This window comes from Paenibacillus sp. FSL R7-0128 (genome assembly GCF_038002245.1).
Classification (GTDB): domain Bacteria; phylum Bacillota; class Bacilli; order Paenibacillales; family Paenibacillaceae; genus Paenibacillus_AQ; species Paenibacillus_AQ silagei.
In genome coordinates this window covers 7,070,858-7,097,232 of sequence record NZ_JBBOCD010000001.1, presented here as the reverse complement: position 1 = coordinate 7,097,232, position 26,375 = coordinate 7,070,858, and the positions used below count along the sequence as shown (strand labels likewise).

Sequence of the window (26,375 nt, the reverse complement as noted above, 5' to 3'; positions counted from 1 at the left end):
AGAAAAATCGCCATGTGGAACGAAGTGATCTCCGTATACACCGCAGCGCTAGAAGAGGCGAAACGCTACGGTGACGTAGGAGGGATGGAGTGGGATCAGCATATGATTGAGTTTGCACAGGAGAAGATTGACGAGTTAGAGAGGCAGAGTGCTTAGTCAGGAACATATTCTATGAGGTCTCCGATTTTGCAATCGAAGAAACGGCAGAGCGCTTCAATGGTGGAATAGTCGATGCGTACATTTGTCCCATCATAAAGACGTGCCAGCGCTGGACCGCTCACACCCGTTTCTTTCGACAATTTGTTTAAACTGCGGATCTTTTTTTCCGCCATAAGCATAGCAAGATTGCTTTTAATCATCACTTATCACCTATACCTATCATAATCATAACCATTTATAAGTAAACGGTATAAGATAAAGTTTAACGTTACCGTTGATTAATTAACGGTATAGTGATATATTTAACTCAAAGAATAAAGGGAGGTTGAAGTCATGAAATTGAAATCTTATCCTCTGCGACTTTCCGAAGAACTTCACAAGGAACTGAAACTCTACTGCGTTGAAAAAGGAATTTCCATGCAAGAGTTCATCTTGGATGCAATCGAGGAAAAAGCTGATAAGAAGATTTTTACGCCGGAACGAACGGCGGTGTAAGGAATGGCTGAAAAACGAATGATCAGCAAGAGCATCAGCATTTCAGAGAAAGTAAACATGCTGCCGGACGTATTCGATATGCTGCTTTTCACCTGGATCATACCGCACACGGATGACTTTGGAAGACTTACAGGATCTCCCGCAAAGGTTAAGGCGTTAGTCGTACCTATGATGGATAAGTCCATAAGGGAAATTGAACGAGCGATCAAAGAACTGCATGATGCGGGTTTGATTATCTGGTATCAGGTTGAAAGTGACAAATACATCCAAGTGATAAATTTTGATGATCATCAGCAAGGATTGCATAAAAGAACTAGATCGAAGCATCCCGATCCACCAGAAATTGGAGAGATTCCGGGAACTTCCGGGAACTTCTCAAATGTTCCCTCTGAACTGAACAGAACAGAAGGGAATAGAACTGAACAGAACGGAACAGAAGGGAATGTCGTGTCTTATCCTCAAATCATCTTAAAACTAATAAATAAATACAAGATTGAGTGCAAAGGGACGTTCCAGTTAGAACAAATCTGCGCTTACATAGGCATTTTCGATATAGAAGTGATCGAATCAGCCATTAAGCAGTCAGAAAACAAGAATGTACCATACGCAATTACCATCTTAGAACGACTGAAAAAGGAAGGTAAGACAAAAAAGGAATCGTTAGACAATGTTAAGAATTTCCCGGAAACTCCCGGAAGACTAGACTTTGTAGACAACCTATAGGAGGTGCAGCATGGAAAGAGAACAGGCCAAGGAATTATTCAAGGAATTAGCAGCCTGTTATCCAAACTGGAAGGTTGATAAGAGCATTGCAGAGATTTGGATTAAAAAACTTATTCCTCATGATTATGAGAATGTGCGAGCTAATGTTGATGAGTACACAGAAAGCGTAGAATATCTGCCATCAATCGCAGCAATCATCAAGCCTAACTCCCGGATCGAAGGAAAGCGAGAGATTGAGCGAACCCGGAAAATGATTCAGGAACAGGAAGAACTACGCAAGAGTATTCCGAGTGAACTACCATGGGTCAGAGACGGTATGACTCGTGAAGAATGGGCGCAAAAGAAGATTGCAGAGAAAAGAGGTACAGAATGGAATACTTCAGCTTAGAAGCCGAACAAGCTGTAATTGGTTCGGTGCTGAAGTCGCCTGAACTGATTTACGAAACAACATTGCAGCCGGACCAGTTTTATCACAGTGGGCATAAAATCATCTTCGAACAGATGGTAGAGCTGCGGGACAGTGAGAAAAAAGTAGATTTCGTAATGATCACTGCTGGGCTTGGTGAGTTAATTCAAGAGATAGGCGGTACGGGGTATCTGCTTCAAATGAGCCAATCCATTGATACCGTGGCGAACTTTACGGAGCATGAACGAATTGTTAGAGAAAAAAGCTTGATGCGTGCCGGAATGCGTGCGATTCATGAGATTTACGGCGCGGGATATGGGAATCCAGCAGAGTTTTCAGCCGAACTCATGGGAATTGCAGAAACCATCAGCGACCAAGCGCGAACTAAAGAAGGTTTTGTGCACATAAGTAAAGGCCTAGAAAACCATTACGAACAACTACAGGAAAAGAAATACTCCAAAAAGTCACTTGGACTTAGCACAGCCGGTAAGGCACTGGACAGGATCACTGGTAAGTGGCAGAAGCAAACATTAAACATCATTGCCGCCCGTCCATCAGTGGGAAAGACAGCCATGATGCTGAATAATGCCAGGAAAAACGCTGGAGAGAAGGTGACGGTAGCCATATTCAGCTTAGAACAGCCGCAGAATCAGTTATATGATCGGATGATTGCAGCTGAGTGCAACATAGAGGGAGAACGAATCAAGACAGGCCAGTTAAGAGATGAAGAATGGGGAAAATACGTAATTGCTTATGCAGAAATGGTGGAATTGAATCTATACATTGACGATAGGCCGGGACTTAGCATTCAGGAAATACGGTCAGCAGTAAGGAAACTCAAGAAAAGCAATTCGGAACTAATCGTTTACATCGACTATTTGCAGTTGATCAGCGGCGGTAAAAAGTTTGACAGTCGCAACCTGGAAGTTGGATATGTCAGCACTAGCTTGAAGCAGATGGCCCGGGAAAATGATTGTCCGGTGGTAGCATTGGCACAGCTTAGTCGCGGCGTAGAGCAACGGCAGGACAAACGACCAATGCTCAGCGACCTACGAGAGTCCGGTAACATTGAGCAAGACGCAGACACTATCACCTTCCTTTACCGTGATGATTATTACGATAAGGCGACAGAGAAACCGAACATAATCGAATGCATTGTTGCAAAGAACCGAAATGGCAGCGTAGGCACAGCAGAAATGATCAACCTGAAACAATACGGTAAATTTCTGGATCTGGATATTACACATCATGATCTGCCAGACAAAAGGAAAGGATCATGAATTATGAAGATCCTATGCAAATTATTCGGTCATAAATACGACTACAACATGAAGATGTGGAATCAACGGTGTAAACGATGTGGGAAGTCAGTACATCGTGGCAGAGAGTAACCACTCAAGAGGGGGTAACCGGAGTTTACGGAGCCACTACGCGCGATAACAAGGGAGGAAACAGGGATGAAGTACGAATATGGCGATATCAACTACCGCTACATGCCGGTTGACCATCCAGGAGAATGGGACTATCCAAACGATTACAAATATCCGGTTGCTTACAACGAGAAAGAGTTCGGAGCAAAACCGATCGGCATCATATGCCACGCCGGAGAGATCGTTTGTATGGACCCGGGATCATACTACGAACCTCCGGTATATGACTTAGACACCCAAGAGGTTCTGATCATCAATCCAATTATGAAGTGCTGGGGAAGGGGATTGAGAAAGGGATGAAGTGTGCTTATTGCAGCGAGGAACTCCAAGAAGATGGTCCGCATGTAAAAGTTCAGCATCACGAATTTGGAGAGTGCCAGATGACAGAATACTATTGCAGCATCGAACACCAATCTTTCCGCACGTTAAACAGCCGTTGGGGTATCAGTGAAGAGAGGATACGCGGCATATTCGGACGCAGCATCTAATACAAGCCCCACACAGGCGATAAAGCCGCAAGGTCAGGTATTTATGATGGTTACACATTTTAAGCGCTCTACGGGGCACACAGAAGGTGAGGTGATATTGTGTGATAGAGAACCAATGCATTTTGTGTGGAGAGATATTTTATCCCGAAGAAAGCCACTACGATGATATTTGCGATGAATGCGCTGATTTGGAAGATGAAGATGAGGAATAGCTTATGAAGGTGAGAGGGTGAAGGGAATGACTAACATAGCAGAAATAAAAGCAGACTATGAGAAATTTTGCGAGGAAGTAATCTCACGCCGCCTGCCGGTAACATTACTGACAAGAACGCTAATGGAGAAGATAGAAAGATTGATTTCGGTGGCGGAAGCCGCAGAGAGACAAATGGATGAAGCAGTAAAGGCGCTGGAATGGTACGGAGATGAAGAACCATATGCACAGAAGTCAGGATGGCTTGATGATGAGGAAAAAGATATTTATTGGGAAGCACCAGATATATTGGAGGACCGTGGGGAATTGGCTCGCACCACCATTAAACGCATAAAAGGAGCAGCACAGGCCGAAGGGCATCAATCGACAGAATCCACTCAGGCTCCAGCCGGGGGCCGTATCGGGGGTTCCCATGAATAAACTAACAGTGATAAAACGCCAATATAAAATGTTCACTAAGAACCCTAAAACATACTTAGCAGTATTGACAGTAGAGGAACTTGGCTACCTCCTATCTCTCCTAGAAGAAAAGGACAAAGCCCTAGCGTTCTACGCAAACAGGGAAAACCACGCATGGGAGATGGACGAATATAGAAATGTGATCCCAACGCAAATAATGATGGATGGCGGGAAGATCGCCCGGAACGCACTACTTACATCATCTAACAACGAAGGAGAGACGATATGACACCAGAAACGCTTAAATCCACCTGTGCAATGTTTCGCAAGGAGTTGGAGGTGCAAGGCGCTTCGCTTGGAATCATGTCCGTGTTTGATAGCATGTGCAGTTATTTGGGCGGAGAAAGCAGAGACTTAAATAGAGCGCTGGCTGCTCTAGAAGAGACAGAGGGCGACATTATCACATTGAAGCAGAAAGTAGAGTTGTATGAGGAAGCACTTGAAACATACAAGGACAACCGGGCGGCTATGAAAGAGCAGTTAGCAGAGGCACAACAGACCATAGCCCGGCAACGGGAGGCGCTGGAATTTTACGCAAGAGACTATAACCACGAATTTCTCATTGTTGAAGGAGATAAAGGAGCTATTGCCCGCGCAGCACTTGGAGGGGAGACACAGCCATGACACAGGTACACCACATCCCATTTGAGAGGGCAGAGGCGGCATATATCACGCTACAGGGGGCGAAAGGAAATGAATAAATACGAAAATACGAAATTTGATTCAGTAGAAGATAGTGCATTGAGAATCGGTCAAGCTTTAGAAGGATGGAAACACAACCATCCTACCTGTTCAATAGTGGACATATTGCTAGTGGGAACTGCTGTACCTACGTATGTTACTGAACATAGGATATGTGCTGTAATCATCTACCAGGAGAAAGAACGATGATCCGTATACACAGTTACAGCGGCGGAGTTGGCAGCATGATGACAGCAGTAAGAGATGCTGAGAATAACGGAACTGAAGATATGCTGTTACTGTTCACCGACACACTGATTGAGGATAAAGACCTCTACCGTTTTATGATCGAGTCCGCAGCTTGCCTATTCGACCTACCAAAGCCGGTTTACCTTTTAAAATTATGCGGAGCGATACCTGACGTTGAAAAGGATATGGATGCACGGCGAGATTACCTGACGGCGCTGGCGGCGGATGCTATGGACTATATCCCACAACTCCACTGGATTTCAGATAGCCGAGATCCGTGGGAAGTGTTCCGGGATCGTAAGTGGATTGGCAACAGCCGAGTGGCGCAATGTTCGGAGGAGCTGAAACAGAAGTTGTCCAGACGCTGGGTGAAGGAACGATACAAGCCAGATGAGGCAATCCTATACTTCGGTATCGACTGGACCGAAATGCACCGGATAGGCGGCATAGAGAAGGGATGGTCGCCGTATGATTGCTGGTTCCCAATGACAGAGCAGCCATACCTTTACAAATCGGATATGTTGCACGGATTGAAGCAATATGGCATCCCAGCACCACGGCTATACAATATGGGATTTGCTCATAACAACTGCGGCGGCTTCTGCGTCAGGGGGGGGCAGGGACACTTTATCAATCTGCTTCAGGAAAACCGAGAATTGTACCTTTATCACGAAGCGAAAGAACTGGAGATGCAGCAATACCTTGAACGCACGGACATAACTATCCTAACTCGAACGATCAATAAGATAGATTATCCCGTCTCACTTCGGGAGCTTCGGGAAGAGTGGGATACGGGGCTGGGGCTGCAAACAAAGATTGATTTAAGCGACATAGGCGGGTGTGGATGCTATATCTGATGCACTAGGCCGACAGGGCATCGAGACGACCGCACAGGCCCAAGCCGAACCATATCATTAAGGGAGTAGGAGTAACCCTCCTCTCCCACTAAGGAGGATATAACATGCCAAAGTTCAGAATTTACGGAAGAGTAGTAGCAACTAAATACATCGGAGAGTTTGAGGCAGATACGAAGGAACAAGCAGAAAGAATGGCGTGGGACAGCGATGAAGCTTATGTGTCAGTGTGCCATCAATGTTCCAAAGAGGTGGAAGATCCTGAGATTCGTGAACTTGAAGTTGAGGAGGTAAACCCCCAATGACCCAAACACCGTCGAGGGACTGGCAAAAGGATATGGAGATGTGCGAGGCGGTCAAAGATTCGAAGTGGTTGACGCTTGAATCGAGCGCAACGGCTGTCTGGCAGCGTGGAGGATTAATGAGCACCATATGGGAGGGCATTGACGCTGAAGCACTTCAGGAGCACAAGACAGCTCTTCCCTACTGGCTCCAAGAAGCCAAAGAGCGCGGTCGGAGAGAGCGGATACTGAAAGAATCACTGGAACACTGCATTAAGGAATATCCACTCTACGACTCAAAAGAGATCGGTGGAAGCCTGATGATGGACTTCATGAAGAATACTTTATCGATTCTATACCCAGATACCCCAGCACCCAAGGAGGGCTTATAAATCATGACAACTCAAATCAAAGTAGGTAATACGGTCAAATGGACCAGCCAGAGCCAAGGTAGCACCAAGACAAAGCAGGGGATAGTGCATGCTATTGTGCCATCAGACTATAACGCTATGACGTTTCTTCCAATCGGGTTGAAACTTGCACAGATCAAATTTGACACATGGTATACCAAATTTGAGCGCTTTATCATCGCTGTTCCCCGTGGTGGTAAGTCACAGATTGTAGATTACTACTGCCCGCGCCCTACCATGCTGCGGCTGGGTGAGGAAGGAGATAACCAATGACACTCACAAGGGAAGAGATACTGGCGAGACAAAAACTTTGGTTTGAAGCAATTCAACAGATGCAAGATGCGAATGTACTTACGCCAGCAGATTGTTCTCGCGCCAAATCAGATATCGTGTGCTGGGCCAATAAACAGACCGGGGATCATGGACAGATGTTTTAAACGGCCGTCAGGCCTCCGTAGCGACCGAATCAGCTTAGCTTAGCGGAGGCCGTATAGGGCTTAACTTATAAGGGGGCAGAGACACATGTCGAGTGGTTGTATATTGGGAGATTGCTATATCTGCGGATGGCAAGTCTATGAGGACGAAATAGCCTGGACAGGCGACCATATGCGCCACTCCACATGTAAGGGTAGCCGGACGCTGAAGCAGGAGAACGAGGCGCTTCGCCGGGAGTTGGAAGAATACAAGAAGTGGAAGGAAAGCGCTAATTAGGGGGCATAGACCCCAAAGGGAGAGGATACACGATGGCAACAGTACTTTTATCTGAAATTCCAGATGACACTATGTTGAGCTATGAAGATTATCATGAAACGGTAACTGCGTTGGAACTTCGGCAGATGATAGCAGCAGGTGAAGTGAAAAAATCGGACCACACTTGGATAGTGACTGAACCTAGGGTTTGGAAACCTGATGCTAAATACATGATTGACCAATACATTGAAAATGAATATCAAGATATGTACGAAGATTGGGACGAACGGGCGAATGACTGCATAACGCCGGAACACATCGCCAAGATCCAGGCTGTGCTTGACGAAGCCTTTAGTGATGGTCATGCAACACAGTATTGGATGCTTGATGGGCCAGATGTAATCATTGATGAGGTATAAGGGGGAGAAGAGGATATGAGCACGGCACTGATCACGTTTGAAGAATGCTTGGCTCCTCCGGCAAAAGGCAGGAAGGCAGTTATAACCAATCGCGGTATGACTTTCGAATGTGCCAGATGCGGAGTGATGATGAAGCCACTATACAAGAAAGATTTCCGAGCAGCGAAGGGTTCTGTACATCAGATTTGTGAGTGCGGATGTGATAACCATATATTACAAGGTGTCAGTTACACATGGCTTGATTACGAAGCATTCAAAGAGAGGGAACGGAAATTCGCGCTGTACCAGAAGCAGCAATACGGTAATCCTCCGGCCGGAGGCCATCAATCGACAGAATAATCCCAGCGAAGCGGGGGCCGATCCCAGGCTCCCCATAAAGAAAGGAACAACCCACATGGAAGTGAAATGCGGCAGAAAAACCATAGTGTTAGACGCAAACGATGTAATCATGTTCAACGGAGCATGTTACCAGATAACCACTCAGCGTAAGATAGACGGATGGTACTCCTATCCCTTCAAGATTGCGAATGTCAAAGCAGAGAAGATGATTAAAAGGGGTGAGTTGGTGAAGATCAAGGAAGACGGCAGCTTGACTTATTACCGGATCAACCTACCAGGGGAGGAAGACAGACCATGAAACTGATAGACGCAGATAAGCTGCTGGAATGGCTGAATGCTGAATATAAAAAGCTCAAGACGAATCCATATGATGACTACAGTAGCGGAAAACGCGACATGCTTGACATTGTGGAACAACGAGTAGAAGACGGCACCTTTTCCCCCACACCACCAGTACAGCCAGACACCCCAAAACACGGAGACAGAGTGCTACATGGTATTTATGGAATGGGGACAGTAGTAAGTGGAGTATATATTCCAGCACCTACGGTAATTGTTGATCTTGATAACTCCGCACGGTTCCATCCGGTGCCAATCACAGAACTGGAGGTCATAACCGATGACCAGCGCTAAGAAACAGCACCGCCGTATCTCCCCTTATGCCGGTAGTGTCCTCATTCCCGCCGCCGAACAGGGAGATCGTACACAGTGAGTGTGTCACCCGGCAGATGACGCCACAGGAGTACACAGAGATGATAGCCAAGTACGGTCCACCGATTATGCCCCTGCGGAAGACGGGGAATCACTTCCGGGGCTTCAAAAAGAAAGGGGAGGGTATACCTGATACAGTTCGAGATAAAAGTAAAGCCAATGGGCGCGGTAAGGATGACGCAAAAGGGAAAGTGGAAGGACCAGGCAGCACAAAGGTATCTGGACTATAAGAAACTGCTAGGCTACGAAGCGAGGAAGCATATCAAGACACCGATGCAACAGCCCATTACAGTGACTGCGGACTTTTATTACCCTTTACCGAAGGATACCAGCAAGAAGAAGCGCCAGCTGGCGGCAGAAGGTAAATATCGGCCAGTAGTGAAGCCGGACATCGACAACGCAGCCAAAGGGGTAATGGACTCGCTCAACAAGATAGCCTATGAAGATGATAACCAAGTGGTCGGACTAATCACGAATAAATATTATGCAGATGAAGCTCGCATTGTAATTAAAATTGAGGAGTGGATCGCATGAGAGTAGCATGGATCAACCTTGGCAGCGGATATCAGCTTATAGACGACTGTGGAGCCCATAGAGGAACGATCATCACCTTGGACAGGCAAACACACCAACGCAGCTTACGGGCGCTGTACGAGCCTCCTGTGGTCGTATACACAGAGGGTTGCAAGATACTCCATAAGGGAGGGATTGATCTCAAAACAGCATGATTAAAATCATAGTAATCAGCAGTAAATGAAAGATATTTGTACAATAGTGGCGGGAAATAGTGTATAATATAGGTAATAATCAGTTAAACAAACGTATATGAGCCGAAAGGGTGAAATTAATGGATTTGACAACGGCGACACTGCAAGAATTGAAGACAAGATTAGCAGAACTCCCACCGGGGGATGAGTTTAATCGGATCTCAAACCGAACCGCAGAGTTGGAACTGGAGGAACGTTCGAAAGCTGCTGAGCAAGAGACAGTCACCAGTGAGGTTGCGAAGTTTATGGACAGTCTGGACTTCGAAGGCGTGGACCCGAAGGATCTATTCCTGAACTACGGTTCGGAAAGCGCGGAGACCTCTTACAACTACGTGAATGCTGTAATACAGAACGCCGTGTCAAAGATGAAACAGGCTGAACTTGCCAACTCCAAAGCGCTGGAAGCAGCAATTACCGCGCTGCAAGAGAAGAATGATAAGCTGCAACAGGAAAAAGAAGAACTCTCTCATGATCTGAGCGTTCAAAATCTGGAAATCAGCGACTTGAACACCCGTTTGACGAATGCAAGCCGACTGCTTGATGAAGAAAAGGCTGAAGTGGAACGGTTGAACAGCCAAGTGGATGATCTCCGCAAGGAAATTGCTATCGGTGCAGCTGCGGCCGTGAAGGTTGAAGAGGTTGACGTACGTTCTGCTCATGAAAAATGGCTAGAACAGCGTCAGAAAGAAGAGGAATCCAAGCCAATTATCTATAATCTCCGCTGGAAAGACGATATTCGCCGGGACACCTACCTAGCGGAACTTGCTGCAACGGACGAAACCATTGAAATCCCTTACTTCACCATGACTGGAGACCTCAAGAACCCCACAAATATGAGAGGGAGATACCGGGTGGTGACCAGCGAAGAAGCTCCATCGTTTCGAACCGCAGCCACTGCTGAAGAAGATCATGCGAGCGATATTTCCGTGGGTAGCGACTTAATCACTGTACCTGCCTTTCGTAGCGACGAAGACGAGAACACCGCAGAGCCTGGATTGGCTGCTGAGGCATCAACAGTGGCTGGATCGCCAGTTACACGCGAAGAGTTTGAAGAGCTCAAGGCCAGAGTCGCCCAGATCGAATCCGTTAGATCGGTTGCTTAAGAAGATAAACGATTAGGAGGTGAGCACATGATCATCAAGCACAGCAGCATGAAACCAGAAGAGTCCATGCTAGTCATATGCAAGAATGAGCATGTGCTTATCTACTATGACGAGGAACGGCAAGGGTGGTCGATCAATCGCTCAACCATCAAATCATTGGGATGGATAAGTGAAACGTACAGGCGCATAGAGGGATTCAGGGAAGTAGCGTTTATTACGACAGAACCACTGAAGGAGGGAGAACATGGACAACAACACGGTAATTAAACTGCTGGCAGATTATCGCTCATACAAATTCGCGTTGATGAATCTTGGGGGAGAGCAAGAAGCAAGATATACCAATCGCAACGTGTACGCAGAAAGAAAGCCTATGTACATCAGTAACTACAACACATGGTATGACCGGGAAAGATACACACGTGTTGTCGGTCTGCTGGAATCAGCTGTAGACTTTGTATTGAGTGACGAACAACGGTCGATCATCAGAGACAAGTACATGGAGCGCAACCGACTAAACCTTGGCGAGATTGCGGATAAGCTTCACAAGGATCGCAAGACGGTATCCACGCAGCACAAAAAGGCAATCAACAGCTTATGCAAAGCGCTGCTGCCGATCAGTCAGGATTACATGGAGATCAACAACCTGGACCACATGTTTGAAGACCTCAAGCCTTCGGCGTAATTACCCATTTCTTCCCCATTATTGCCCACAAATTACCCATACGAAATGCTAAAATAGTAGTATAAGAAACATGGGCATGGGCGGCAGATAGCTACTTGCGCAGTCGCCGCCCACTCTGTTTCTTGTCACTTTCATCTCACTTGGATGATTCACTCCTTCCCTTGGCGCTGGCTTAGGCTGGCGCTACATTTTATCGAAGTCGGTTAATGGTAAACCAACGGTCTCCAAAACCGTGACTGGTGGTTCGATTCCATCCTTCGGTGTACACCAGCAACACCCATCCATAACGCGCTAATGCGCACACTTCGATGTTAGGGATGGTTTGCATACACGGCTCCCAGAACGTAACCGGGGAGAGGAAGACAAAGTGGAAACGTCCGCGCTGGCTCCGGTGTACCCAGCACTAGTGGAGAGTGATGGCATAATGCCGTTGCTCTCTTTTGCATTTGCGCGTAGCGCCATCGAGACGACCGAAATACTAAGCGAAGCGAGGCCGCAATGAGGCATTCAGACAGGTATTTGACATTGGTATTTATCATTATGATGACTATAGTGATCGAGGTGGTGAGATAGATGAAGCACCAGTTCACGTGGGATCAGGTAATTAATGCGCTCTTGAAGGGCACGGAATACAGTGGACACGAGATTGATGACTGCTGTGTAGAAGATAATCTACTAGTAATTACTACAATCGAGCCAAAGGATAGAGAATAACCTACGCAATTACGTTGTTACAGGAATAGTAAGTCTCCAAAATTACGGGTGTTATATCGTAAATAAGTGATTAGAGGGAGGTGAACACAATGGCAGGAGGCAGACCAAGCAAATATGATTCACACGTGCAGCCTAAACTCCTGCTTATTGAAGCGTGGTGCAGAGATGGGTTAACGGAGGCTCAGATATGCGCAAACCTTGATGTGAATACAACATCATGGTGCGAATATAAGAAACAGTATCCTGAATTGGTTGATGCCTTAAAAAAGGGCAAGGAAGTCATTGACATCATGGTCGAGAACGCCTTGCTTAAGGCGGCGCTTGGATATCAGTACGAAGAGACGAAAGAAACAGAGGATGGATTTGAACGGTCTACAAAGATGGCCCATCCTAATACGACAGCGTTGATCTTCTGGTTGAAGAACCGCAAGCCTAAAGAATGGCGGGATAAGCAAGAACTCGAACACAGTGGAGATGTGGGGGTGCAGATCATAAATGACATCCCTAGGCCAAAGTAGCACCAAGCTAACGAATGTTATCGCTCCATCCTTCTACGATGTGTACTGGGATGTGGTAGACGGAAAACACACGCACTACTGGTTGTCTGGTGGACGTGGTAGTACCAAATCATCCGCAATTAGTGTATTCCTCATACTTGGGATTATGAGCGATCCAGAAGCAAACGCCGTAGTGCTGCGGAAGGTTAAGGATACGCTAAATGATTCGGTAAAGGATCAGCTCATATGGGCGATAGAATCGTTAGGTGTGGGTCAGTATTGGGACATGCCTGAAGCGAAACTATCTCTGACCTACCTTCCGACCGGACAAGAGATTCGCTTCCGGGGTGCTGATAAGCCCAAAAAGATAAAGTCCATGAAGTTCAGCCGGGGATATTGTAAGTTCATCTGGTTTGAAGAGCTAGACGAGTTCACGGACATGGAAGAGATCCGCATGATCAACCAGTCGTTAATGCGCGGTGGTAAGAAGTTCACTGTGTTCTACTCTTACAACCCTCCACGGTCCGCTAACAGCTGGGTGAACACCGAGAAGAAGTATACACGTATTGATAGGCTTGTGAGCCATACAAACTATCTCAGCGTGTCGAGAGAGTGGCTGGGTGAGCAGTTCATCATTGAGGCTGAACACTTGAAAGAGACGAAGCCACTGGCCTACCAGCATGAATATCTTGGTGAAGTCGTGGGTACAGGCGGTGAGGTATTCGATAATGTGCAGATACGAGAGATTGGGGACGGAGAGATTGAAGAGTTCACCAACTTTAAGCGAGGATTAGACTTCGGTTATGCCGCTGACCCACTTGCATATGTGGCCGGGCATTACGATGCCAAACGCAAGCGGTTGTACATCTATCATGAGCTGTTCAAGGTGCGTATGGATCTGCTACCGGCATATGAGCATATCAGGAAAGAGAACACGCGCAATGAAATGATATATGCGGACTCCGCAGAGCCGCGAAGCATCAGCCAGCTGATTCAGTATGGATTAAGAGTCGTGGGCGTAAAGAAAGGGCCGGGGAGCATTGAATACGGTGTCCAGTTCCTTCAGAGCCTTGAAGCCATCATCATTGATGACAAACGTTGCCCCGATACAGCCAGAGAGTTCTTGACATACGAACTGGAACGGGATGCTAATGGCAACTACAAGGCTGGTTACCCCGACAAGAACAACCACAGTATTGACGCTGTGCGATACATGATGAACGATGAAGCGCTTGATTTCCGCGACCGCACACCTGATAAGCCTGATCTGGACACCAGCATGGAAGCGAGAGCCAGACGTAACATCAAGAGCATCGGCAAAAAGAAGAAGGGAATGACGGCTGTATGATAAGCATGATCATATTGGGATGCACCTGCATAACGATTACGGCGTTCTACATGCACTACGACAAAGAGCGCAGTGATTCGTTTGATAAAGAACGACAGCAGTGGTACGAGGAGCGACAGAAGCTCATAGACCGCATACAAGCCCCATCCTTCGATCACTTGAAGCACCAAGAGGCCAAGATCATCAAGGCCCAAAATGAGCAGCCCAAAGAGGTTGTAACCCTGGAGGTAGTGTAATGGACAAATTATATACACTGAGCGTGGGTAACACCACGGAATACGGAGTGGCAGACAGTGAAGAGAGTATGAGAGAAAGCGCGGGAGACATTGATCCGCGCTTTTCTTATTTGCCCGTAAAGATTGATGAAGTGAAGGTAGAAGGGTACGAAATCACCCTGACATCGCTGACCGAGGATAAGCCAAAGAACAAGGGCGGCAGGCCAAGGAAGGAAGCTTAATCCGGCATCATGAAAGGGGGTGAAACCTTGGAAGACGGTAAAATGACTGAATCCGAATGGGTCAGCAAAGTTGATGAGCTACTGAAGACTGGTGAAGATTACGCCAACCGAAAGCAGATGATCATCAACCTGAATTACTATGTATCCAATCAATGGATTGGCTGGGACAATACAGCACGTTCAGTGAGATCCTTGCCGCAGGATGGACAGGAGCGCATTACTCATAACGTGATTCAGCCACGGGTAATGACTAAGCTTGCCAAACAGACGAAGAACCGCATCAAATACGATGTTGTGCCAGACACGAACGATGAAGACCGGGCAGAGACAGCCAAGGCCGCGACCAAGTTCCTGCATGTGTGGTGGGATGAGCAAGAAGTCGACCTGAAGACGCGTGATTCATTCCTATACGGAAACGTAGATGGATGGTGCGCTGCTAAAGTGTTCTTCGATGCTGAAGCAGGTGAAGATATCACGCCCGGCGAGGAAGATCCGGGTTACGAGGATGATCAGAAGCCCATCCACACAGGTGAAATCAAGATGCGTATCTGTAATCCTCTCACCTTGTACATTGACCCCGCAGCCACCACGGAAGATGAAATACGCTGGATCGTGGAAGAGAAGCCGCGAGACGTTGATTACATCAAGGAAACGTATGGTAAAGAGGTTTCGCCAGACGACACCGTTACATACGCGCCATCCTTTGATATCACGAACAATAACTTGGGCAACTTAGGCGGCGACTTTGCTTCACGTAAGAACAAACGCATGGCAATGGTGCGGGAGTTATGGATGAAACCCTGCAAGAAGTACCCGGGCGGATTAAAGATTACCACAACCCGCGCTGAGTTCTTAGACAAGGACGAAAAGGCCGGAGATTTGCCATACGTCCTGTTCGGGGACATTCCTATCCCAGGCACAGTGAAGTATAAATCATTCATCGAGAATATGCTTCCGATTCAGCGAAGTCTGAACATTTCACTGACGATGTTTGCTACCAACATGAAGAAGATGGGCGGTACCAAATGGGCTATACCATTAGGCTCGAATGTGGATGAAGAAGAACTAAACGATGAAATCAGTGGAATTATCCATTACAACGCTACAGCCGGAGGAAAGCCAGAACGCATTCCAGGTGCAGAAATCCCGAATGGGTTTGATCGGCTTATTGAGTACTACAACCGTCTGATTGACGACATGAGTGGCGCACGTGAAATCACCACCGGAAGACTACCAGCAGGGCTTGATACAGCTTCTGGCCTGTCCTTGATGGTCGAGCAAGAGAATGAGAAGCTTGCGGTCAACTCTCAAAACTATGAGCGCGGCATGAAGAAGGTTCTCAAGCGTGTTCTGAAGCTGATGAAGAAGCATTACACCGAGGAACGTATGGGCCGGATCTTAGGACCGGATAATCAGATTGAACTTGTGTCATTCACGGGTTCAGATCTCAGTGGTGAAGAAGATATCAACATTGTGCAAGGATCGTCCCTACCAGAGATGAAGTCAGCCCAGCAGGACCGGATCATGTCACTATGGGGCGCAGGGGCAATCGTCAATAAAGAGGGCACGCCGGACGCAAATGCCTTCCTCAAACTCATGGGGCTGGGGGATGCGAACGAACTCTTTGAACAAAACCAACTGGACGAGAACAAATCGAAGATGGAAAACAAGATATTCGCTGAAATGGCTGAGAACGAGCAGATGGTTATGGAGGTCATGCAATACACCAACGATCAGCAGCAGTATCAAGCACTTATTCAACAGGCTCAAATGGCCGGGATTAATCCAGAGGCTATTCCTAAACCACCTGCTATTCCTGGAGCGCCAATTGTCCGGGATTTCTACGACCATGATATCCATATTTACAACCACAATATGTTCCGAAAGTCCTCAGAATACGAGGAATTACCACCGGAAATGCAAGCATTTGTTGATGCTCATGTGCAAGAACACATCGATTACTTACAAGCCCCAATCATTGCCCAGCAGCAAGCCGAACAAGCTGCGGTTCAGCAGGAACAAGAAGGCAAGAGCAAAGAAGCCACAGAACAGCATGGCAGAGCCGTAGAGCTGAAGTCGATGGATAACCAATCTAAGATGCAGAGCGAACAAATGAAAGCTCAGACAGCCTTACAAACGGCTGGAATGAGGCAATAACGGGCCGCGTACAGACCAGTGCGCGGCCTAATCTATCTTTACATTATGTCGGGCGTTAACTAGCTGTGGTCGCCGCACAGAGAGGGGTACTACCATGGATGAAGAAATCATTGAACAATCGGGCGTAGAAGAAACACCTGCCGCCGAGGTGACCGAAACACCTGAAGCTGTTATTGAATCCGAATCGGGCGCTAATGAAGAGGTTGCCGCCGAACCCGAGAAACAAAACAACTTCGAAAAGGCCTTTGCGAAGCGCCTTGCTGCTGAACGTAGCAAATGGGATGCGGAGGTTAACGAGAAATACAAGGATTATGACACTCATAAAGAGCTAAGCCAATTCTTGCAAGAACAAAACGGATTGGACGCGCTCACACTCAAGGAACAAATTGAAATGAGCAAGCTTCAGTCCCGGGCAGAAGACAACCAAATCTCTCCCGAAATGCAGAAACGCCTGGAAACGCTGGAACAGAAGGCTGCAAAAGCTGATCAACTGGAGCAACTTCAGCAGCAGGAGCAGCAAACCCGGACATACTTCGACACACTGACCAAGTTTACTGAAGGCAAGGACCACAATGCCGAAGAGCTGAACAAATTCATGATCGAAAATGAATTGACGTATGACCCAACCAATATCGAAAAGAGTTTAAACCTTGCCTATAAAGCTATGAGAGCTGAAAAGCTAGAGGCTGAACTTAAGACTGCGAAAGAATCCGCAGTGAAAGAGTATCTGCAAAGCAAATCGGCTCCAAAGGTAGAAGGCGCAGGAACTCCCGGTGTTGTGGTTGAGGATACCAGCAAGATGGGCTGGAACGACATTAATAAACGAGTGGCGGCACGAATGGCCGCAAACCAACAAACCTAAAGGGGATATGACAAATGGCAGCTAATTTAACCACAATTGCAGACGCACTAAAAACGGACTACCTTCCAAAGATCCGGGAGCAAGTAAATAACGGTTCAAACTATTTCGCCATGAAACTGATTCAAAAGGCTGAGACAGTACAAGGTGGCGGTAACAACTTCTCCATCTCCCACCACTACGGCCGTAACTCCGGCGTAGGTGCTGGTACAGAATCAGGCACACTGCCTACAGCCGGTAACCAGCAGTACAAGAAATCCACAGGTAATGTGGGTTATGTGTATGGACGCTTACAAGTCACAAATGCACTGATCCAGGCGACCAAAAAGGACTCTGCCACCTACCTGAAGGAAATGACAGCAGAGGTACAGGGTTTGACCAAGGACCTTCAGCGCTATGTACAGCGTGCTACATTCGGTAACGGAACGGGCCGGTTGGCAACATTCGCAGTAAACACTTCGGTGAACACGCTGACCGTTGACAGTGTTCGCGGTTTCCACTTCGGACAGATCATTGATATCGTCAACTCTGGTGGCACTCCAACGGTCACAGGCCGCACGGTAAACTCAATTGACCCGGTAGCTAAGACCATCACAATCTCTGGAGCAGCAGTGACCACAGCAGCCACAGACATCGCGGTGGTAACCGGCACTTATGGACTGGACCCTATGGGCCTTGGAGGTATTATCTCCGCAACCACAACGCTCCAAACGCTGGATGTAGCGACATATCCATGGTGGAAAGCAACAGTATTGGCAAATGGCGGCACACCGCGTGCTATCTCTGATGCCCTGCTGAGACAGTTGGTTGATTACGTTGACCTTGCATCTGGTAAAAAGGTGGACTGGCTGGCAGCTGATTACGGCGTGCGTGCAGCGTATGAAGCACTGCTGACCGTGAACAAACGCTATGTGAAGCCGATGGAACTTGAAGGTGGTTATACTGCGCTTGAATTTGACGGTATGCCGATGGTTGTTGACCGCGATATGCCTTCTAAAACCGTATGGGCTGGTAACTTTGACGACCTGGGCTGGTATCAAACGTCTGAACTGGATTGGCTGGATGAGGATGGTTCGATGTTCTCCCGCGTTCCTAACGTGGCCGCATACGAAGCAACTGCATTCTGGTACTACACAATGGTCTGCTTCGCCCGTAATGCATATGGCGCGCTGACAGATATCACCGTTCCAACCGGTTACTAATACATTGGGGGCTATATGCCCCCTTTCTTTATAGGAGGAAGCATGAACAGACACTATTTTGCAGGATATCAACGGGTTTTTATCAACGATGTGAACGGAATTGAGCAGCAACTACAAGAATTTGACCCGGAATTATACATTATGTGGAGACCAAAGGACAATTCATGGCTGATTATGGACACAATGACCGAAACAGCTGTGATGAAAATACCGCAAATCGGATTTGAAACGCTTGATCAACGGGTTTACCGTGAGATTCGGCGCGTAGCTAAAGAAGGATACTCTGCGATTGCGGAAATTGAAGCTAACGAATCTGCCCGTAAACGTGAACTTGAACGTAAAACGAACGATCTAGCTGAAGACTTTGCCAAAGAAGCACGTGAAGCGTTTGTCAATGCGTATGACTACAACCGGGAAAGCGGAGCGACCAAGTATGTAGGAGGTGTGTAATGCCGTCACTTGTTGAAATACGGGCCAGAATCTTCCGATCCACCAGTGGAATGTACACCGACTCTTACCACATGGATGATCTGATGAATGATGCGCAAAATCAATTAGTGGAAGGTGCAAGGCTCCGGGGAGTGCAGACCATATCCGTACTAAACGGTACAGATACATATGCGCTACCAAGTAACTTCAAGTCACCCGGTGAACTGCTGTATCAGCCGCCAAATTACTGCATCACGACCTATCCGCTACTTGATCTGACTTCAAACCAATTCGGTTATTCCATCGAGAATGGAAATATCATACTCAAACCTTCACCGCAGGAAGACCGTCTACTGACACATTACTATTACAAATATGCCACAACGCTTGTGAATGACGCAGACGTACCGGAGATTGATCCACAATATCATGATTTGCTTCACTTCTACGCAGCCGGGATGATACTTCTCTTGCCAACGCTGAATATTCAAGACAAAACCTTATCAGACCGGTACTTGAAGCGCTGGGAAGAAGGAAAAACGAACTTCATCATGGACATGCAGCGTAAAAACAAATCCAGCACAGGCAGAACGGTGGTGCACTGGTGATCTATGCGTCTGATTTAGTGTCAACTATCAAGCAACTCGCGCAATCTTATCTGGAGGAAATCGGAGACGAAGAGAACGTACAGAATGCGTACATCTTCCAGTTTATGAATCAAGCGCTGAGAAAGCTTGCGCACATTGCCTATCAGCAAAAAAACTCCGATGCGTTGTATATTTCCTCTGACGACTATGCGGTGTTCCAAATCGGCGGGACGGACATTTCAGATATCTACTCTCCACTTCGCATCCTTGACCCGAACGGACGAGATATGCAAAAGAGAGTATCCTTCGCAGATACCCGGGGATGGTGGAGAGAAGCGACAAATACGCCAATTCATATCAAGGGCTTCGCGCTTGTGACAAATCCATTGCCTGCGGGCAACCACATACTGCAATACTTGGCCTATCCTGCACCGGTGGCGGCGCTCACAAGTCCCGTACAGTTCCCGGATGCTGGTTCGATGGGACTCTGCTATTATGTGGCCGGGTTAATCTTGGAGAGCCGCCCAACGGCTAAAGATTTGGTCATGCACTACATGAATTTGTCTCAAACGCATCTGAAGATTGCAGTACAGGCCAATATTGATGGAAGAGGCACATCAAGCGGCGGTTATGTACCGTCAATCAACACAGTAGATGTTGCTTTTGGAGGTTAAACCATGGAAACCCCATTCGCAATTGAAATCACGCCATCCCTTGGAATGAACTCAGCGCTGAACCCGGGACAACTTCCTGCCGGGTCACAGCGGTTAGCATTGGATGCTTGCCTTAAGTCCGTGAACACCATCGGCAAGCGCCCTGGTAGCGTACCTGTAACGACTTCGGCATTAGGTGGACCATTAACCTACCTCATACCCTACAAATCCACAGCATCGAGCGTAGCGCCTGACCTGTTCGCTGTATCGGGGAGTACATTGTACAAGTACTCTGCGGGGGCACTGACGGCTCAGACAATGACGAACGCATTTACCTCTTCCGATGTGTTTGGCGTAGGGTATACCGACTATGCAGATGTATCAAACCTCTTACTGACGAGTGGAGGCAGCTTGCAGCAATACACCGGCACGGAGGTTAAAAACGTGGTTCCTGCTGTGGACGATACTCCGCCACTTCCGGTGAATAAACTGTCAACGATTAATGCCCGCGGATTGAAGTATGTGTGGGTATTTACGGGCCATGTGTTTGTGTCAGATGGTACAGACTTGGTGTGGTACTCCAAGCGATATCATTACGACTACTTCCCGGGGGATGTACAATACTTCCGGTTTATACGAGACAACGACTATGTAACCGGACCAGGGATTGACTTCGGCGGGTTATGTTTGCTGCCTATGCGCAGGGGGTGGGGCGTGATATCTGGGGAAACGTTTGACGATGGCGTGTCAACTGATGTTCCGTTTAAAGCTAATCTGTATCTCAACACCAATAACGGAAACATATCCTCCCGAGGGTTCGCAAAGATCACCTATCCTACAGGCCAGCAGACGGTCGCCTACCTCTCTGACAACGGCATGAATGAAATATACGATACAGGCATTGACAACGTGGAAACGTCCGGCACACGGCAGTACAGCACACGGAACCTGATGGACAACAAAATTGACTTTAATAAATTTGGGTTCACGGATGCTGAAAAATCTGCTGCGGTGGTGGTGTTCGACTCTTTGAGCGGCCGATTGAAACTGGCGATTGACCGGGGATCTACGCATTACATCTTCAACTACGATGTGCAAAATCAAGAGTGGTACCTGTGGCGCTTGCCATGGTCCACAAAGTCACTGACGGAGTTTGCCGGGGCGATGTATTTCGGCAATACCACGGGCCTGCTGCACAAACTGGACGAGACACTGTACACAGACTGGGACCAAGTAGCTAAGTCGTCAGGAACCACAGTGAAATTCTACATTGCCACAGGACTGCTGAGTGCGGAGTTCACCGGTGAATCATCATATTTTCACTACATGCAGGTTGAATCAGCCATGTACACCATCAAGTCCTCGCTGGACATCAAGTTTGTGTACGGTGCGGGCGCATTGTTGCTGGACAAGGCGATATTCAACGAAATCGGCGTATATGATGTGTCGGCCTACGATGAAGCCCAATACGCTAACCTGAATTACACGGACAATATCAACCAAGTCAAGCGCAAAAAGCTTCACAAAAAAGCCAAATATGCACAGATTATCTTCAGCAACGACAGAGACGAACCGATTGAAATCCTCCGCTACAGAGTGGAAGGAACGGCATCGGGTATAGGAGGTTAACATGGGAAACGTACCTACAACGAACCTGAACGCGTATTACGCCACAACAACGCCTGGTAATACGATTCAATCAGGTGTTATCGACCCGGCCTTGCAGGACATTGTGCAGGCTATCAACGATAACTTTGCATTGTTCTCTAACTTCATTAACCCAATTTCGGGTGAGTTGTTGATTCCAGACCAAACGATTGTTACCCGACATATCCGAAATAATGCAATCACAAATCCAAAGTATGCAGCGTTGTCCATTACTGCAGATAAACTTGCAGACGGTTCAATTACTCTGACCAAGCTTGCAGAATTAGTAGTTACGGCAGCCAAAATAGCAAACTTCACAATAACAGAAGGTAAAATGGCAAATGGATCAGTGAGCCGCAGAATGATCCTACCAGGAGTTGTTGGTGCTAATGAGATTGATCCAACTATCTTAAACCCAATATCTGATGCTACGATCAACGTAAGGTTGAATCAAATTGATGAACAGTTGGCGGATATTACGCTAAACATTAAATCGTTCGGAGCTGTGGGAGATGGTGTCACAGATAACTACCAAGCGATTATGGCCGCACATGACGCATTACCTGATTCCGGGGGGAATATCCTGGTCCCGGATGGCGTTTTCAAAATATTGCAGGGCCTGGTATTTATAAAGCGAGTGTGTCTACTAGGAAAGGGATACACCACCAACGAGGGCGCAGTTAACTACGCACCATCATGTATTTTGAAAGACGGAAATTTTGACGCCATCACTTTCAAAAAACCCGGTTCAATGATAAAAAACATGCAGATTGCAGGTAGTAACAGTGATAGCGGAGACGGCATAGTGTTGTCCGCAAGTAGATGTGTTGTGGACTCAGTATCAGTAACCAATCTAGGACGCGACGGTCTGCGTATCGGCGACGACATCGGCTCTAATACTAATCTTTGGAGAGTAACAAACCTTATCTCTCTTGCCAATACCAGACATGCGGTGTATGTGCATCACGGACCGGCTGGGCTGCCTGACACAAACGCAGGGGTATTGGTAGGCTTGGATGCACGCGGGAATGGCGGAGATGGGATTGCTTTAGGCAACACTATAGACAATTCGTTTTACGGTGTATGCTGTCAAGTTAACGGGGGCTGTGGTGTAAGATTATACACTGGGGCCAGAGGTAACAAATTTTTTGCCCCATATTGTGAAGCAAATACGTCTGGTGAATTCATATTCGATGCTGGAACAAGACAAAATCTTGCTTTTGGATCACGGCAGGGCATCGTATTCGATGGCTATATTAACAACGGGTCCGCAAGTAATCTCATTATCGGGAGCGATGGACAGCAGACTGATTATCCTTTCTACGTAAAAACTCCACTATCCTTTAAAGAGATGGTGACTACGGACAATACAATTAGTGGGGTCTGGCGCAGATATCAAAACGCCACAGACCGCGCCTTAACCGAAGCCTTAACAGGAACTTCTGCTACTCCGATATCTATTCGCGACGCTCACGAGAATGGCGGGGTCATTACACGCGAAGTGATGCAGTTAAGAATTGGAGCAGGCAGTATCATCAAGGCCCATTACTGGTCACTTGGAAGCCGGGACTTTGCCCCTATCGCGGCACAATCGACCGGGGAAGTTACAATCACTGTAAACGGTGCGGCAATCGGAGATACGGTATTTGCGTCACCTAATACGACAATTGAGGCGGGACTTGTTTATGGAGGCGCTTGGGTGAGTGCAGTAAATACCGTGACCATTCGCCTTGGAAATATTACGGCGGCTACCATAGATCCCGCAGCCCGTGGATGGTACGTGGACGTATGGCATCATTAATATAGGGAGGGTTCATGATGGCATTGCAGATTAATATCGAATTGGACAGCGGAATCACCGTAGAGGATGCTTATCACCGTATCGGGGAACTGATGGGAAATAAGGAAAATCTAATGTTTCATCTGGACTCCTATGTAAGTCGCGACTCTTTCAAAGAGGGAAAGCAGCTTATTCGCCAACAAGCTTATTATTTTTCGCCTTCAATTGATGAGGGTTCAGAGAACTTCATTAAACAGGGTTATGAGCATCTCAAGACGCTGCCGGAGTTTGAAAGTGCCGTTGACGTACTTGAATAGTAGGACCCTACTGCGCAACAATCAAATACCAATACAAGGCTACCTAAATAACTTTAGGGGCCTTTTTTAGTACAAAGGAGGTGTTGTCATGGCAGTATTAACCCCATCACAAATGCAAGCGGAGATTCAACGTAAGGCGTCAGCGGGTGTCCCCTTAACCAATACAGGAAACGCAGCAAATAACGCAGCCTATAAGGCAGCCACACCAGCGGTGCAGAAGGTAACAGCGCCTGTACCATCTGCCGCACCTAAATCAACGGTAGCTCAAGCGCCGCAGCGTGTAGAAAATGCGAAAGCCACTGCACCAGTGACATCAACCAAAAATGCTTTGTATACCCCTGCTGCTGCCCCTAAAGCTGCGGTTTCTTCTTTAACTGTACCACAATCAAATGTCGCGTCTGCGGCAGTACCACAGGCTACAGCAATGACAACGCCTAAAACTTCAGTGCCTACAACGAACTATGTGGCCCAGGGAGGTAAGACGCTGAATGACATTTTGTATCTGAAGGACAATTACAATGCGTCCAATAAAAATTATGTCGCCTCACAGGCCAACCCTTTATATGCCCAACTGGACCCGAACACCGCCGCAATGGTCAAGGGTATGAGCGCGGATCAACTCCGCAGTTACATCAATGGCATGGGAGCAAAGTCGCCTACATCCACCGCAGAGACATCAGCGGAGACACCAATAGAAGAGGTGGTTCCGAAGGATTACCGTTCCCTCGCAACCGCAGCGTATGAGCGTGAACTGGCTGCAATGATGGCCGCAGCACAGTCACAGGAAACCGAGCTGAACCGCCGCTATGAATATGCGAATAACATAGAGCAAGATAACCGCCAACTGGAGACGGCATCATTTTACCGTAATAACGCTCCTACAGCATGGGACGGATCTACAGGTTACCAAGCGGCTCAAAATGAACGCAATAACACAATAGAGGACCATTACACCCAAGAGGCGCTTACAGACGCTACGGGAGCCGCATACGCTCAAGCTAATGCCTTCCGCAATCAATCGGGTAACTACATTGAAAGTAAGGCCGCAGAGTTGGAAAGCGCTGAGAAGCAGTATAACCTCCAAGTTGCTGGTTTAACTGGAGTACTGAACGGACAACAAACCATGCAGGGAGCAGCAAATGCAGCCTCTACCGCAGGACAACTGCTTAACAACCAATCACAGGCAATTGCAAACCAGATTGCACAGATCGACCTTGCTAACTATCCAGAGACTTCACAACTACAAATCAAGCAGCTACAGCAGCAAGTGCAGTCGGGTAAGATCAGCAATGATGCTGCGGCCTACCAACTGACGCAGTTGACAGACCCGAACAGCACCACGAATCAAGCAGCTGCGCTGGATTTGGCAATGAAGAGTATTGACGCATCTAACTATTCTGAGTCGGCGAAACTGAAGCTAGAAGAATTACGTAAAAGTGTGGCTGAAATCGGGAAAATTCCTTATCAATCGGATGCTGATGCTAGGCTGGATCAGTTAAAGGTACTGACCGCAGAAGCCGAATTGCAAAAACTGCAGGAGACCGAAGCCAAGGCAGCGGGGAAAACATATGAAGACTACCAGTCCAATATTGAGAAATTGGCAGTGAGGGATACAAAGACCGGCGCATTAAAAAATCCTGATGTGGTAGAAGAGTATATTGTAAACTCTGATATGTCTGAATATGAAATGTACCGTGCCTACCGTGCAAACGGCCTGACATGGGGCGGGGCGGTACCCTCAAAGGGGGAGTAATTAGCCCCTCGGCTACGGCTAGTGGGGCTAAACTCAACACATCACTGGGTGGGTCACTTAAAAATACCGGTGATATATTCGCTTCTGTTGGTGCGAAGTACGGAATTGATCCTGCTTTGTTGGCTGCTATTGCTGTCCATGAGACAGGAAACGGAACCAGCAACGCGGTAAAAACCAAGAATAACGTAGGTGGCATGATGGGCAAGAACGGACTTATGACCTTCGACAGCATTGAAGAGGGGATAGAAAAGATGGCCTCCAATCTTAAGCGTAATTACATCGACAAGGGATTGACAACCATCGAACAGATCCAGAAGAAATATGCGCCAAACGGTGCGGCGAACGATCCGAACGGACTCAATGATTACTGGGTTAAGGGCGTAACCACGTATTACAACAAGTTTTCCAAGTGAGGAGG

39 protein-coding genes and 1 tRNA gene are annotated in these 26,375 nt (G+C 47.4%); 39 read left to right on the top strand and 1 reads right to left on the bottom strand.

All coding sequences use genetic code 11. The features are described from left to right. Nucleotides 1-12: 12 nt before the first annotated feature. Entirely contained in the window at nucleotides 13-156 is a 144-nt protein-coding gene (locus tag NST26_RS30350) for a hypothetical protein (protein ID WP_340980554.1), read from the top strand. On the opposite strand, the gene NST26_RS30345 is transcribed toward NST26_RS30350, so the two are convergent. Continuing rightward, complete coding sequence (locus tag NST26_RS30345) at nucleotides 153-359, bottom strand: helix-turn-helix domain-containing protein (RefSeq protein ID WP_340980552.1); 207 nt, start codon at nucleotides 357-359, stop codon at nucleotides 153-155. The genes NST26_RS30350 and NST26_RS30345 overlap by 4 nt on opposite strands. 133 nt (nucleotides 360-492) lie before the next feature. Here NST26_RS30345 and NST26_RS30340 point away from each other — a divergent pair, with 133 nt between their 5' ends. From NST26_RS30340 to NST26_RS30160, 38 genes are all read left to right on the top strand, one after another. Next, nucleotides 493-654: a toxin-antitoxin system HicB family antitoxin gene (locus NST26_RS30340; RefSeq protein ID WP_143186250.1), complete on the top strand. Its 162-nt coding sequence runs from the start codon at nucleotides 493-495 to the stop codon at nucleotides 652-654. A 3-nt stretch (nucleotides 655-657) separates the two neighbouring features. Continuing rightward, nucleotides 658-1,377, top strand: a complete 720-nt coding sequence (locus tag NST26_RS30335) for a hypothetical protein (RefSeq protein ID WP_340980550.1) — start codon at nucleotides 658-660, stop codon at nucleotides 1,375-1,377. A 10-nt stretch (nucleotides 1,378-1,387) separates the two neighbouring features. Then, on the top strand, nucleotides 1,388-1,765 hold the full coding sequence (locus NST26_RS30330) for a hypothetical protein (RefSeq protein WP_340980549.1): 378 nt from the start codon (nucleotides 1,388-1,390) through the stop codon (nucleotides 1,763-1,765). Next, nucleotides 1,747-3,063, top strand: a complete 1,317-nt coding sequence (dnaB, locus tag NST26_RS30325) for a replicative DNA helicase (protein ID WP_340980548.1) — start codon at nucleotides 1,747-1,749, stop codon at nucleotides 3,061-3,063. The genes NST26_RS30330 and dnaB overlap by 19 nt, the downstream gene beginning before the upstream one ends. Nucleotides 3,064-3,066: 3 nt before the next feature. Next, entirely contained in the window at nucleotides 3,067-3,174 is a 108-nt protein-coding gene (locus NST26_RS34130; protein WP_445323350.1) for a DUF1660 family phage protein, read from the top strand. A 66-nt stretch (nucleotides 3,175-3,240) separates the two neighbouring features. Next, nucleotides 3,241-3,513 (top strand): hypothetical protein, encoded by a 273-nt coding sequence (locus tag NST26_RS30320; protein ID WP_340980547.1) that lies wholly within the window; start codon nucleotides 3,241-3,243, stop codon nucleotides 3,511-3,513. A 426-nt stretch (nucleotides 3,514-3,939) separates the two neighbouring features. Further along, nucleotides 3,940-4,332, top strand: a complete 393-nt coding sequence (locus tag NST26_RS30315) for a hypothetical protein (RefSeq protein ID WP_340980546.1) — start codon at nucleotides 3,940-3,942, stop codon at nucleotides 4,330-4,332. After that, nucleotides 4,325-4,600: a hypothetical protein gene (locus tag NST26_RS30310; protein ID WP_340980545.1), complete on the top strand. Its 276-nt coding sequence runs from the start codon at nucleotides 4,325-4,327 to the stop codon at nucleotides 4,598-4,600. Before NST26_RS30315 ends, NST26_RS30310 begins: the two co-directional genes overlap by 8 nt. Continuing rightward, entirely contained in the window at nucleotides 4,597-4,995 is a 399-nt protein-coding gene (locus tag NST26_RS30305) for a hypothetical protein (protein ID WP_340980544.1), read from the top strand. The genes NST26_RS30310 and NST26_RS30305 overlap by 4 nt, the downstream gene beginning before the upstream one ends. Nucleotides 4,996-5,064: 69 nt before the next feature. Then, nucleotides 5,065-5,262 carry a hypothetical protein gene (locus tag NST26_RS30300; RefSeq protein WP_340980543.1) on the top strand — a complete coding sequence of 66 codons (198 nt, stop codon included), beginning with the start codon at nucleotides 5,065-5,067 and terminating at the stop codon, nucleotides 5,260-5,262. Next, nucleotides 5,259-6,158 carry a hypothetical protein gene (locus NST26_RS30295; RefSeq protein ID WP_340980542.1) on the top strand — a complete coding sequence of 300 codons (900 nt, stop codon included), beginning with the start codon at nucleotides 5,259-5,261 and terminating at the stop codon, nucleotides 6,156-6,158. The genes NST26_RS30300 and NST26_RS30295 overlap by 4 nt, the downstream gene beginning before the upstream one ends. Before the next feature lie 104 nt (nucleotides 6,159-6,262). After that, entirely contained in the window at nucleotides 6,263-6,460 is a 198-nt protein-coding gene (locus tag NST26_RS30290; RefSeq protein ID WP_340980541.1) for a hypothetical protein, read from the top strand. After that, nucleotides 6,457-6,828, top strand: a complete 372-nt coding sequence (locus tag NST26_RS30285) for a hypothetical protein (protein WP_340980540.1) — start codon at nucleotides 6,457-6,459, stop codon at nucleotides 6,826-6,828. The genes NST26_RS30290 and NST26_RS30285 overlap by 4 nt, the downstream gene beginning before the upstream one ends. 3 nt (nucleotides 6,829-6,831) lie before the next feature. After that, entirely contained in the window at nucleotides 6,832-7,119 is a 288-nt protein-coding gene (locus NST26_RS30280) for a hypothetical protein (RefSeq protein ID WP_340980539.1), read from the top strand. A gap of 249 nt (nucleotides 7,120-7,368) precedes the next feature. Continuing rightward, the gene (locus tag NST26_RS30275; protein WP_340980538.1) at nucleotides 7,369-7,557 is read left to right on the top strand and encodes a hypothetical protein; all 189 of its coding nucleotides are present in this window, start codon (nucleotides 7,369-7,371) and stop codon (nucleotides 7,555-7,557) included. Nucleotides 7,558-7,589: 32 nt separating this feature from the next. Beyond that, nucleotides 7,590-7,955: a hypothetical protein gene (locus NST26_RS30270; RefSeq protein WP_340980537.1), complete on the top strand. Its 366-nt coding sequence runs from the start codon at nucleotides 7,590-7,592 to the stop codon at nucleotides 7,953-7,955. Nucleotides 7,956-8,193: 238 nt separating this feature from the next. Next, a complete protein-coding gene (locus NST26_RS30265; RefSeq protein WP_340980536.1) occupies nucleotides 8,194-8,592 on the top strand; it encodes a hypothetical protein in 399 nt (132 codons plus the stop codon). Beyond that, a complete protein-coding gene (locus tag NST26_RS30260) occupies nucleotides 8,589-8,927 on the top strand; it encodes a hypothetical protein (RefSeq protein WP_340980535.1) in 339 nt (112 codons plus the stop codon). Before NST26_RS30265 ends, NST26_RS30260 begins: the two co-directional genes overlap by 4 nt. Nucleotides 8,928-9,179: 252 nt before the next feature. Continuing rightward, entirely contained in the window at nucleotides 9,180-9,539 is a 360-nt protein-coding gene (locus NST26_RS30255; RefSeq protein WP_340980534.1) for a RusA family crossover junction endodeoxyribonuclease, read from the top strand. 313 nt (nucleotides 9,540-9,852) lie between these two features. Further along, nucleotides 9,853-10,875, top strand: coding sequence for a hypothetical protein (locus tag NST26_RS30250; protein ID WP_340980533.1), 1,023 nt, complete (start codon nucleotides 9,853-9,855; stop codon nucleotides 10,873-10,875). Nucleotides 10,876-10,902: 27 nt separating this feature from the next. After that, nucleotides 10,903-11,142, top strand: coding sequence for a hypothetical protein (locus NST26_RS30245; RefSeq protein WP_340980532.1), 240 nt, complete (start codon nucleotides 10,903-10,905; stop codon nucleotides 11,140-11,142). Beyond that, the gene (locus NST26_RS30240; protein WP_340980531.1) at nucleotides 11,120-11,557 is read left to right on the top strand and encodes a sigma factor-like helix-turn-helix DNA-binding protein; all 438 of its coding nucleotides are present in this window, start codon (nucleotides 11,120-11,122) and stop codon (nucleotides 11,555-11,557) included. Before NST26_RS30245 ends, NST26_RS30240 begins: the two co-directional genes overlap by 23 nt. Nucleotides 11,558-11,749: 192 nt before the next feature. Further along, a tRNA-Trp gene (locus NST26_RS30235) sits at nucleotides 11,750-11,820 on the top strand. Nucleotides 11,821-12,360: 540 nt separating this feature from the next. After that, the gene (locus NST26_RS30230) at nucleotides 12,361-12,789 is read left to right on the top strand and encodes a transposase (RefSeq protein WP_340980530.1); all 429 of its coding nucleotides are present in this window, start codon (nucleotides 12,361-12,363) and stop codon (nucleotides 12,787-12,789) included. Continuing rightward, nucleotides 12,767-14,116 carry a PBSX family phage terminase large subunit gene (locus NST26_RS30225; RefSeq protein WP_340980529.1) on the top strand — a complete coding sequence of 450 codons (1,350 nt, stop codon included), beginning with the start codon at nucleotides 12,767-12,769 and terminating at the stop codon, nucleotides 14,114-14,116. The genes NST26_RS30230 and NST26_RS30225 overlap by 23 nt, the downstream gene beginning before the upstream one ends. Nucleotides 14,117-14,121: 5 nt before the next feature. Then, nucleotides 14,122-14,352, top strand: a complete 231-nt coding sequence (locus NST26_RS30220) for a hypothetical protein (RefSeq protein WP_340980528.1) — start codon at nucleotides 14,122-14,124, stop codon at nucleotides 14,350-14,352. Continuing rightward, entirely contained in the window at nucleotides 14,352-14,573 is a 222-nt protein-coding gene (locus tag NST26_RS30215; RefSeq protein ID WP_340980527.1) for a hypothetical protein, read from the top strand. Before NST26_RS30220 ends, NST26_RS30215 begins: the two co-directional genes overlap by 1 nt. A 27-nt stretch (nucleotides 14,574-14,600) precedes the next feature. Continuing rightward, nucleotides 14,601-16,730, top strand: coding sequence for a portal protein (locus tag NST26_RS30210; protein ID WP_340980526.1), 2,130 nt, complete (start codon nucleotides 14,601-14,603; stop codon nucleotides 16,728-16,730). A gap of 94 nt (nucleotides 16,731-16,824) precedes the next feature. After that, nucleotides 16,825-17,592, top strand: coding sequence for a hypothetical protein (locus NST26_RS30205; RefSeq protein ID WP_340980525.1), 768 nt, complete (start codon nucleotides 16,825-16,827; stop codon nucleotides 17,590-17,592). A gap of 14 nt (nucleotides 17,593-17,606) precedes the next feature. Continuing rightward, nucleotides 17,607-18,791: a phage major capsid protein gene (locus tag NST26_RS30200; protein ID WP_340980524.1), complete on the top strand. Its 1,185-nt coding sequence runs from the start codon at nucleotides 17,607-17,609 to the stop codon at nucleotides 18,789-18,791. Nucleotides 18,792-18,833: 42 nt separating this feature from the next. Then, nucleotides 18,834-19,241: a 2,3-dihydroxybenzoate--AMP ligase gene (locus NST26_RS30195; protein ID WP_340980523.1), complete on the top strand. Its 408-nt coding sequence runs from the start codon at nucleotides 18,834-18,836 to the stop codon at nucleotides 19,239-19,241. Continuing rightward, nucleotides 19,241-19,828: a phage adaptor protein gene (locus NST26_RS30190; RefSeq protein ID WP_340980522.1), complete on the top strand. Its 588-nt coding sequence runs from the start codon at nucleotides 19,241-19,243 to the stop codon at nucleotides 19,826-19,828. The genes NST26_RS30195 and NST26_RS30190 overlap by 1 nt, the downstream gene beginning before the upstream one ends. Continuing rightward, a complete protein-coding gene (locus NST26_RS30185) occupies nucleotides 19,825-20,481 on the top strand; it encodes a hypothetical protein (protein WP_340980521.1) in 657 nt (218 codons plus the stop codon). The genes NST26_RS30190 and NST26_RS30185 overlap by 4 nt, the downstream gene beginning before the upstream one ends. Nucleotides 20,482-20,778: 297 nt before the next feature. Next, the gene (locus NST26_RS30180; RefSeq protein WP_340980520.1) at nucleotides 20,779-22,089 is read left to right on the top strand and encodes a hypothetical protein; all 1,311 of its coding nucleotides are present in this window, start codon (nucleotides 20,779-20,781) and stop codon (nucleotides 22,087-22,089) included. 1 nt (nucleotide 22,090) lies between these two features. Beyond that, nucleotides 22,091-23,908: a glycosyl hydrolase family 28-related protein gene (locus tag NST26_RS30175; protein WP_340980519.1), complete on the top strand. Its 1,818-nt coding sequence runs from the start codon at nucleotides 22,091-22,093 to the stop codon at nucleotides 23,906-23,908. Between the two features lie 14 nt (nucleotides 23,909-23,922). After that, nucleotides 23,923-24,204, top strand: coding sequence for a hypothetical protein (locus NST26_RS30170; protein WP_340980518.1), 282 nt, complete (start codon nucleotides 23,923-23,925; stop codon nucleotides 24,202-24,204). Between the two features lie 88 nt (nucleotides 24,205-24,292). Then, the gene (locus NST26_RS30165) at nucleotides 24,293-25,957 is read left to right on the top strand and encodes a hypothetical protein (protein ID WP_340980517.1); all 1,665 of its coding nucleotides are present in this window, start codon (nucleotides 24,293-24,295) and stop codon (nucleotides 25,955-25,957) included. Further along, nucleotides 25,924-26,370, top strand: coding sequence for a glucosaminidase domain-containing protein (locus tag NST26_RS30160; RefSeq protein WP_445323349.1), 447 nt, complete (start codon nucleotides 25,924-25,926; stop codon nucleotides 26,368-26,370). The genes NST26_RS30165 and NST26_RS30160 overlap by 34 nt, the downstream gene beginning before the upstream one ends. Nucleotides 26,371-26,375 lie beyond the last annotated feature (5 nt).

Excerpts from the sequence above, each read along its gene's own strand:
- NST26_RS30320 (WP_340980547.1), top strand. The coding sequence starts at position 3,241 with ATGAAGTACGAATATGGCGATATCAACTACCGCTACATGCCGGTTGAC.
- NST26_RS30220 (WP_340980528.1), top strand. The coding sequence starts at position 14,122 with ATGATCATATTGGGATGCACCTGCATAACGATTACGGCGTTCTACATG.
- NST26_RS30305 (WP_340980544.1), top strand. The coding sequence starts at position 4,597 with ATGACACCAGAAACGCTTAAATCCACCTGTGCAATGTTTCGCAAGGAG.
- NST26_RS30230 (WP_340980530.1), top strand. The coding sequence starts at position 12,361 with ATGGCAGGAGGCAGACCAAGCAAATATGATTCACACGTGCAGCCTAAA.
- NST26_RS30300 (WP_340980543.1), top strand. The coding sequence starts at position 5,065 with ATGAATAAATACGAAAATACGAAATTTGATTCAGTAGAAGATAGTGCA.
- NST26_RS30295 (WP_340980542.1), top strand. The coding sequence starts at position 5,259 with ATGATCCGTATACACAGTTACAGCGGCGGAGTTGGCAGCATGATGACA.
- NST26_RS30345 (WP_340980552.1), bottom strand. The coding sequence starts at position 359 with ATGATTAAAAGCAATCTTGCTATGCTTATGGCGGAAAAAAAGATCCGC.
- NST26_RS30330 (WP_340980549.1), top strand. The coding sequence starts at position 1,388 with ATGGAAAGAGAACAGGCCAAGGAATTATTCAAGGAATTAGCAGCCTGT.
- NST26_RS30225 (WP_340980529.1), top strand. The coding sequence starts at position 12,767 with ATGACATCCCTAGGCCAAAGTAGCACCAAGCTAACGAATGTTATCGCT.
- dnaB (WP_340980548.1), top strand. The coding sequence starts at position 1,747 with ATGGAATACTTCAGCTTAGAAGCCGAACAAGCTGTAATTGGTTCGGTG.
- NST26_RS30165 (WP_340980517.1), top strand. The coding sequence starts at position 24,293 with ATGGCAGTATTAACCCCATCACAAATGCAAGCGGAGATTCAACGTAAG.
- NST26_RS30270 (WP_340980537.1), top strand. The coding sequence starts at position 7,590 with ATGGCAACAGTACTTTTATCTGAAATTCCAGATGACACTATGTTGAGC.
- NST26_RS30195 (WP_340980523.1), top strand. The coding sequence starts at position 18,834 with ATGAACAGACACTATTTTGCAGGATATCAACGGGTTTTTATCAACGAT.
- NST26_RS30350 (WP_340980554.1), top strand. The coding sequence starts at position 13 with ATGTGGAACGAAGTGATCTCCGTATACACCGCAGCGCTAGAAGAGGCG.
- NST26_RS30290 (WP_340980541.1), top strand. The coding sequence starts at position 6,263 with ATGCCAAAGTTCAGAATTTACGGAAGAGTAGTAGCAACTAAATACATC.
- NST26_RS30170 (WP_340980518.1), top strand. The coding sequence starts at position 23,923 with ATGATGGCATTGCAGATTAATATCGAATTGGACAGCGGAATCACCGTA.
- NST26_RS30315 (WP_340980546.1), top strand. The coding sequence starts at position 3,940 with ATGACTAACATAGCAGAAATAAAAGCAGACTATGAGAAATTTTGCGAG.
- NST26_RS30340 (WP_143186250.1), top strand. The coding sequence starts at position 493 with ATGAAATTGAAATCTTATCCTCTGCGACTTTCCGAAGAACTTCACAAG.
- NST26_RS30240 (WP_340980531.1), top strand. The coding sequence starts at position 11,120 with ATGGACAACAACACGGTAATTAAACTGCTGGCAGATTATCGCTCATAC.
- NST26_RS30175 (WP_340980519.1), top strand. The coding sequence starts at position 22,091 with ATGGGAAACGTACCTACAACGAACCTGAACGCGTATTACGCCACAACA.
- NST26_RS30285 (WP_340980540.1), top strand. The coding sequence starts at position 6,457 with ATGACCCAAACACCGTCGAGGGACTGGCAAAAGGATATGGAGATGTGC.
- NST26_RS30260 (WP_340980535.1), top strand. The coding sequence starts at position 8,589 with ATGAAACTGATAGACGCAGATAAGCTGCTGGAATGGCTGAATGCTGAA.
- NST26_RS30245 (WP_340980532.1), top strand. The coding sequence starts at position 10,903 with ATGATCATCAAGCACAGCAGCATGAAACCAGAAGAGTCCATGCTAGTC.
- NST26_RS30180 (WP_340980520.1), top strand. The coding sequence starts at position 20,779 with ATGACGAACGCATTTACCTCTTCCGATGTGTTTGGCGTAGGGTATACC.
- NST26_RS30255 (WP_340980534.1), top strand. The coding sequence starts at position 9,180 with ATGACGCAAAAGGGAAAGTGGAAGGACCAGGCAGCACAAAGGTATCTG.
- NST26_RS30200 (WP_340980524.1), top strand. The coding sequence starts at position 17,607 with ATGGCAGCTAATTTAACCACAATTGCAGACGCACTAAAAACGGACTAC.
- NST26_RS30205 (WP_340980525.1), top strand. The coding sequence starts at position 16,825 with ATGGATGAAGAAATCATTGAACAATCGGGCGTAGAAGAAACACCTGCC.
- NST26_RS30250 (WP_340980533.1), top strand. The coding sequence starts at position 9,853 with ATGGATTTGACAACGGCGACACTGCAAGAATTGAAGACAAGATTAGCA.
- NST26_RS30280 (WP_340980539.1), top strand. The coding sequence starts at position 6,832 with ATGACAACTCAAATCAAAGTAGGTAATACGGTCAAATGGACCAGCCAG.
- NST26_RS30215 (WP_340980527.1), top strand. The coding sequence starts at position 14,352 with ATGGACAAATTATATACACTGAGCGTGGGTAACACCACGGAATACGGA.
- NST26_RS30190 (WP_340980522.1), top strand. The coding sequence starts at position 19,241 with ATGCCGTCACTTGTTGAAATACGGGCCAGAATCTTCCGATCCACCAGT.
- NST26_RS30335 (WP_340980550.1), top strand. The coding sequence starts at position 658 with ATGGCTGAAAAACGAATGATCAGCAAGAGCATCAGCATTTCAGAGAAA.
- NST26_RS30310 (WP_340980545.1), top strand. The coding sequence starts at position 4,325 with ATGAATAAACTAACAGTGATAAAACGCCAATATAAAATGTTCACTAAG.
- NST26_RS30160 (WP_445323349.1), top strand. The coding sequence starts at position 25,924 with ATGGGGCGGGGCGGTACCCTCAAAGGGGGAGTAATTAGCCCCTCGGCT.
- NST26_RS30275 (WP_340980538.1), top strand. The coding sequence starts at position 7,369 with ATGTCGAGTGGTTGTATATTGGGAGATTGCTATATCTGCGGATGGCAA.
- NST26_RS34130 (WP_445323350.1), top strand. The coding sequence starts at position 3,067 with ATGAAGATCCTATGCAAATTATTCGGTCATAAATACGACTACAACATG.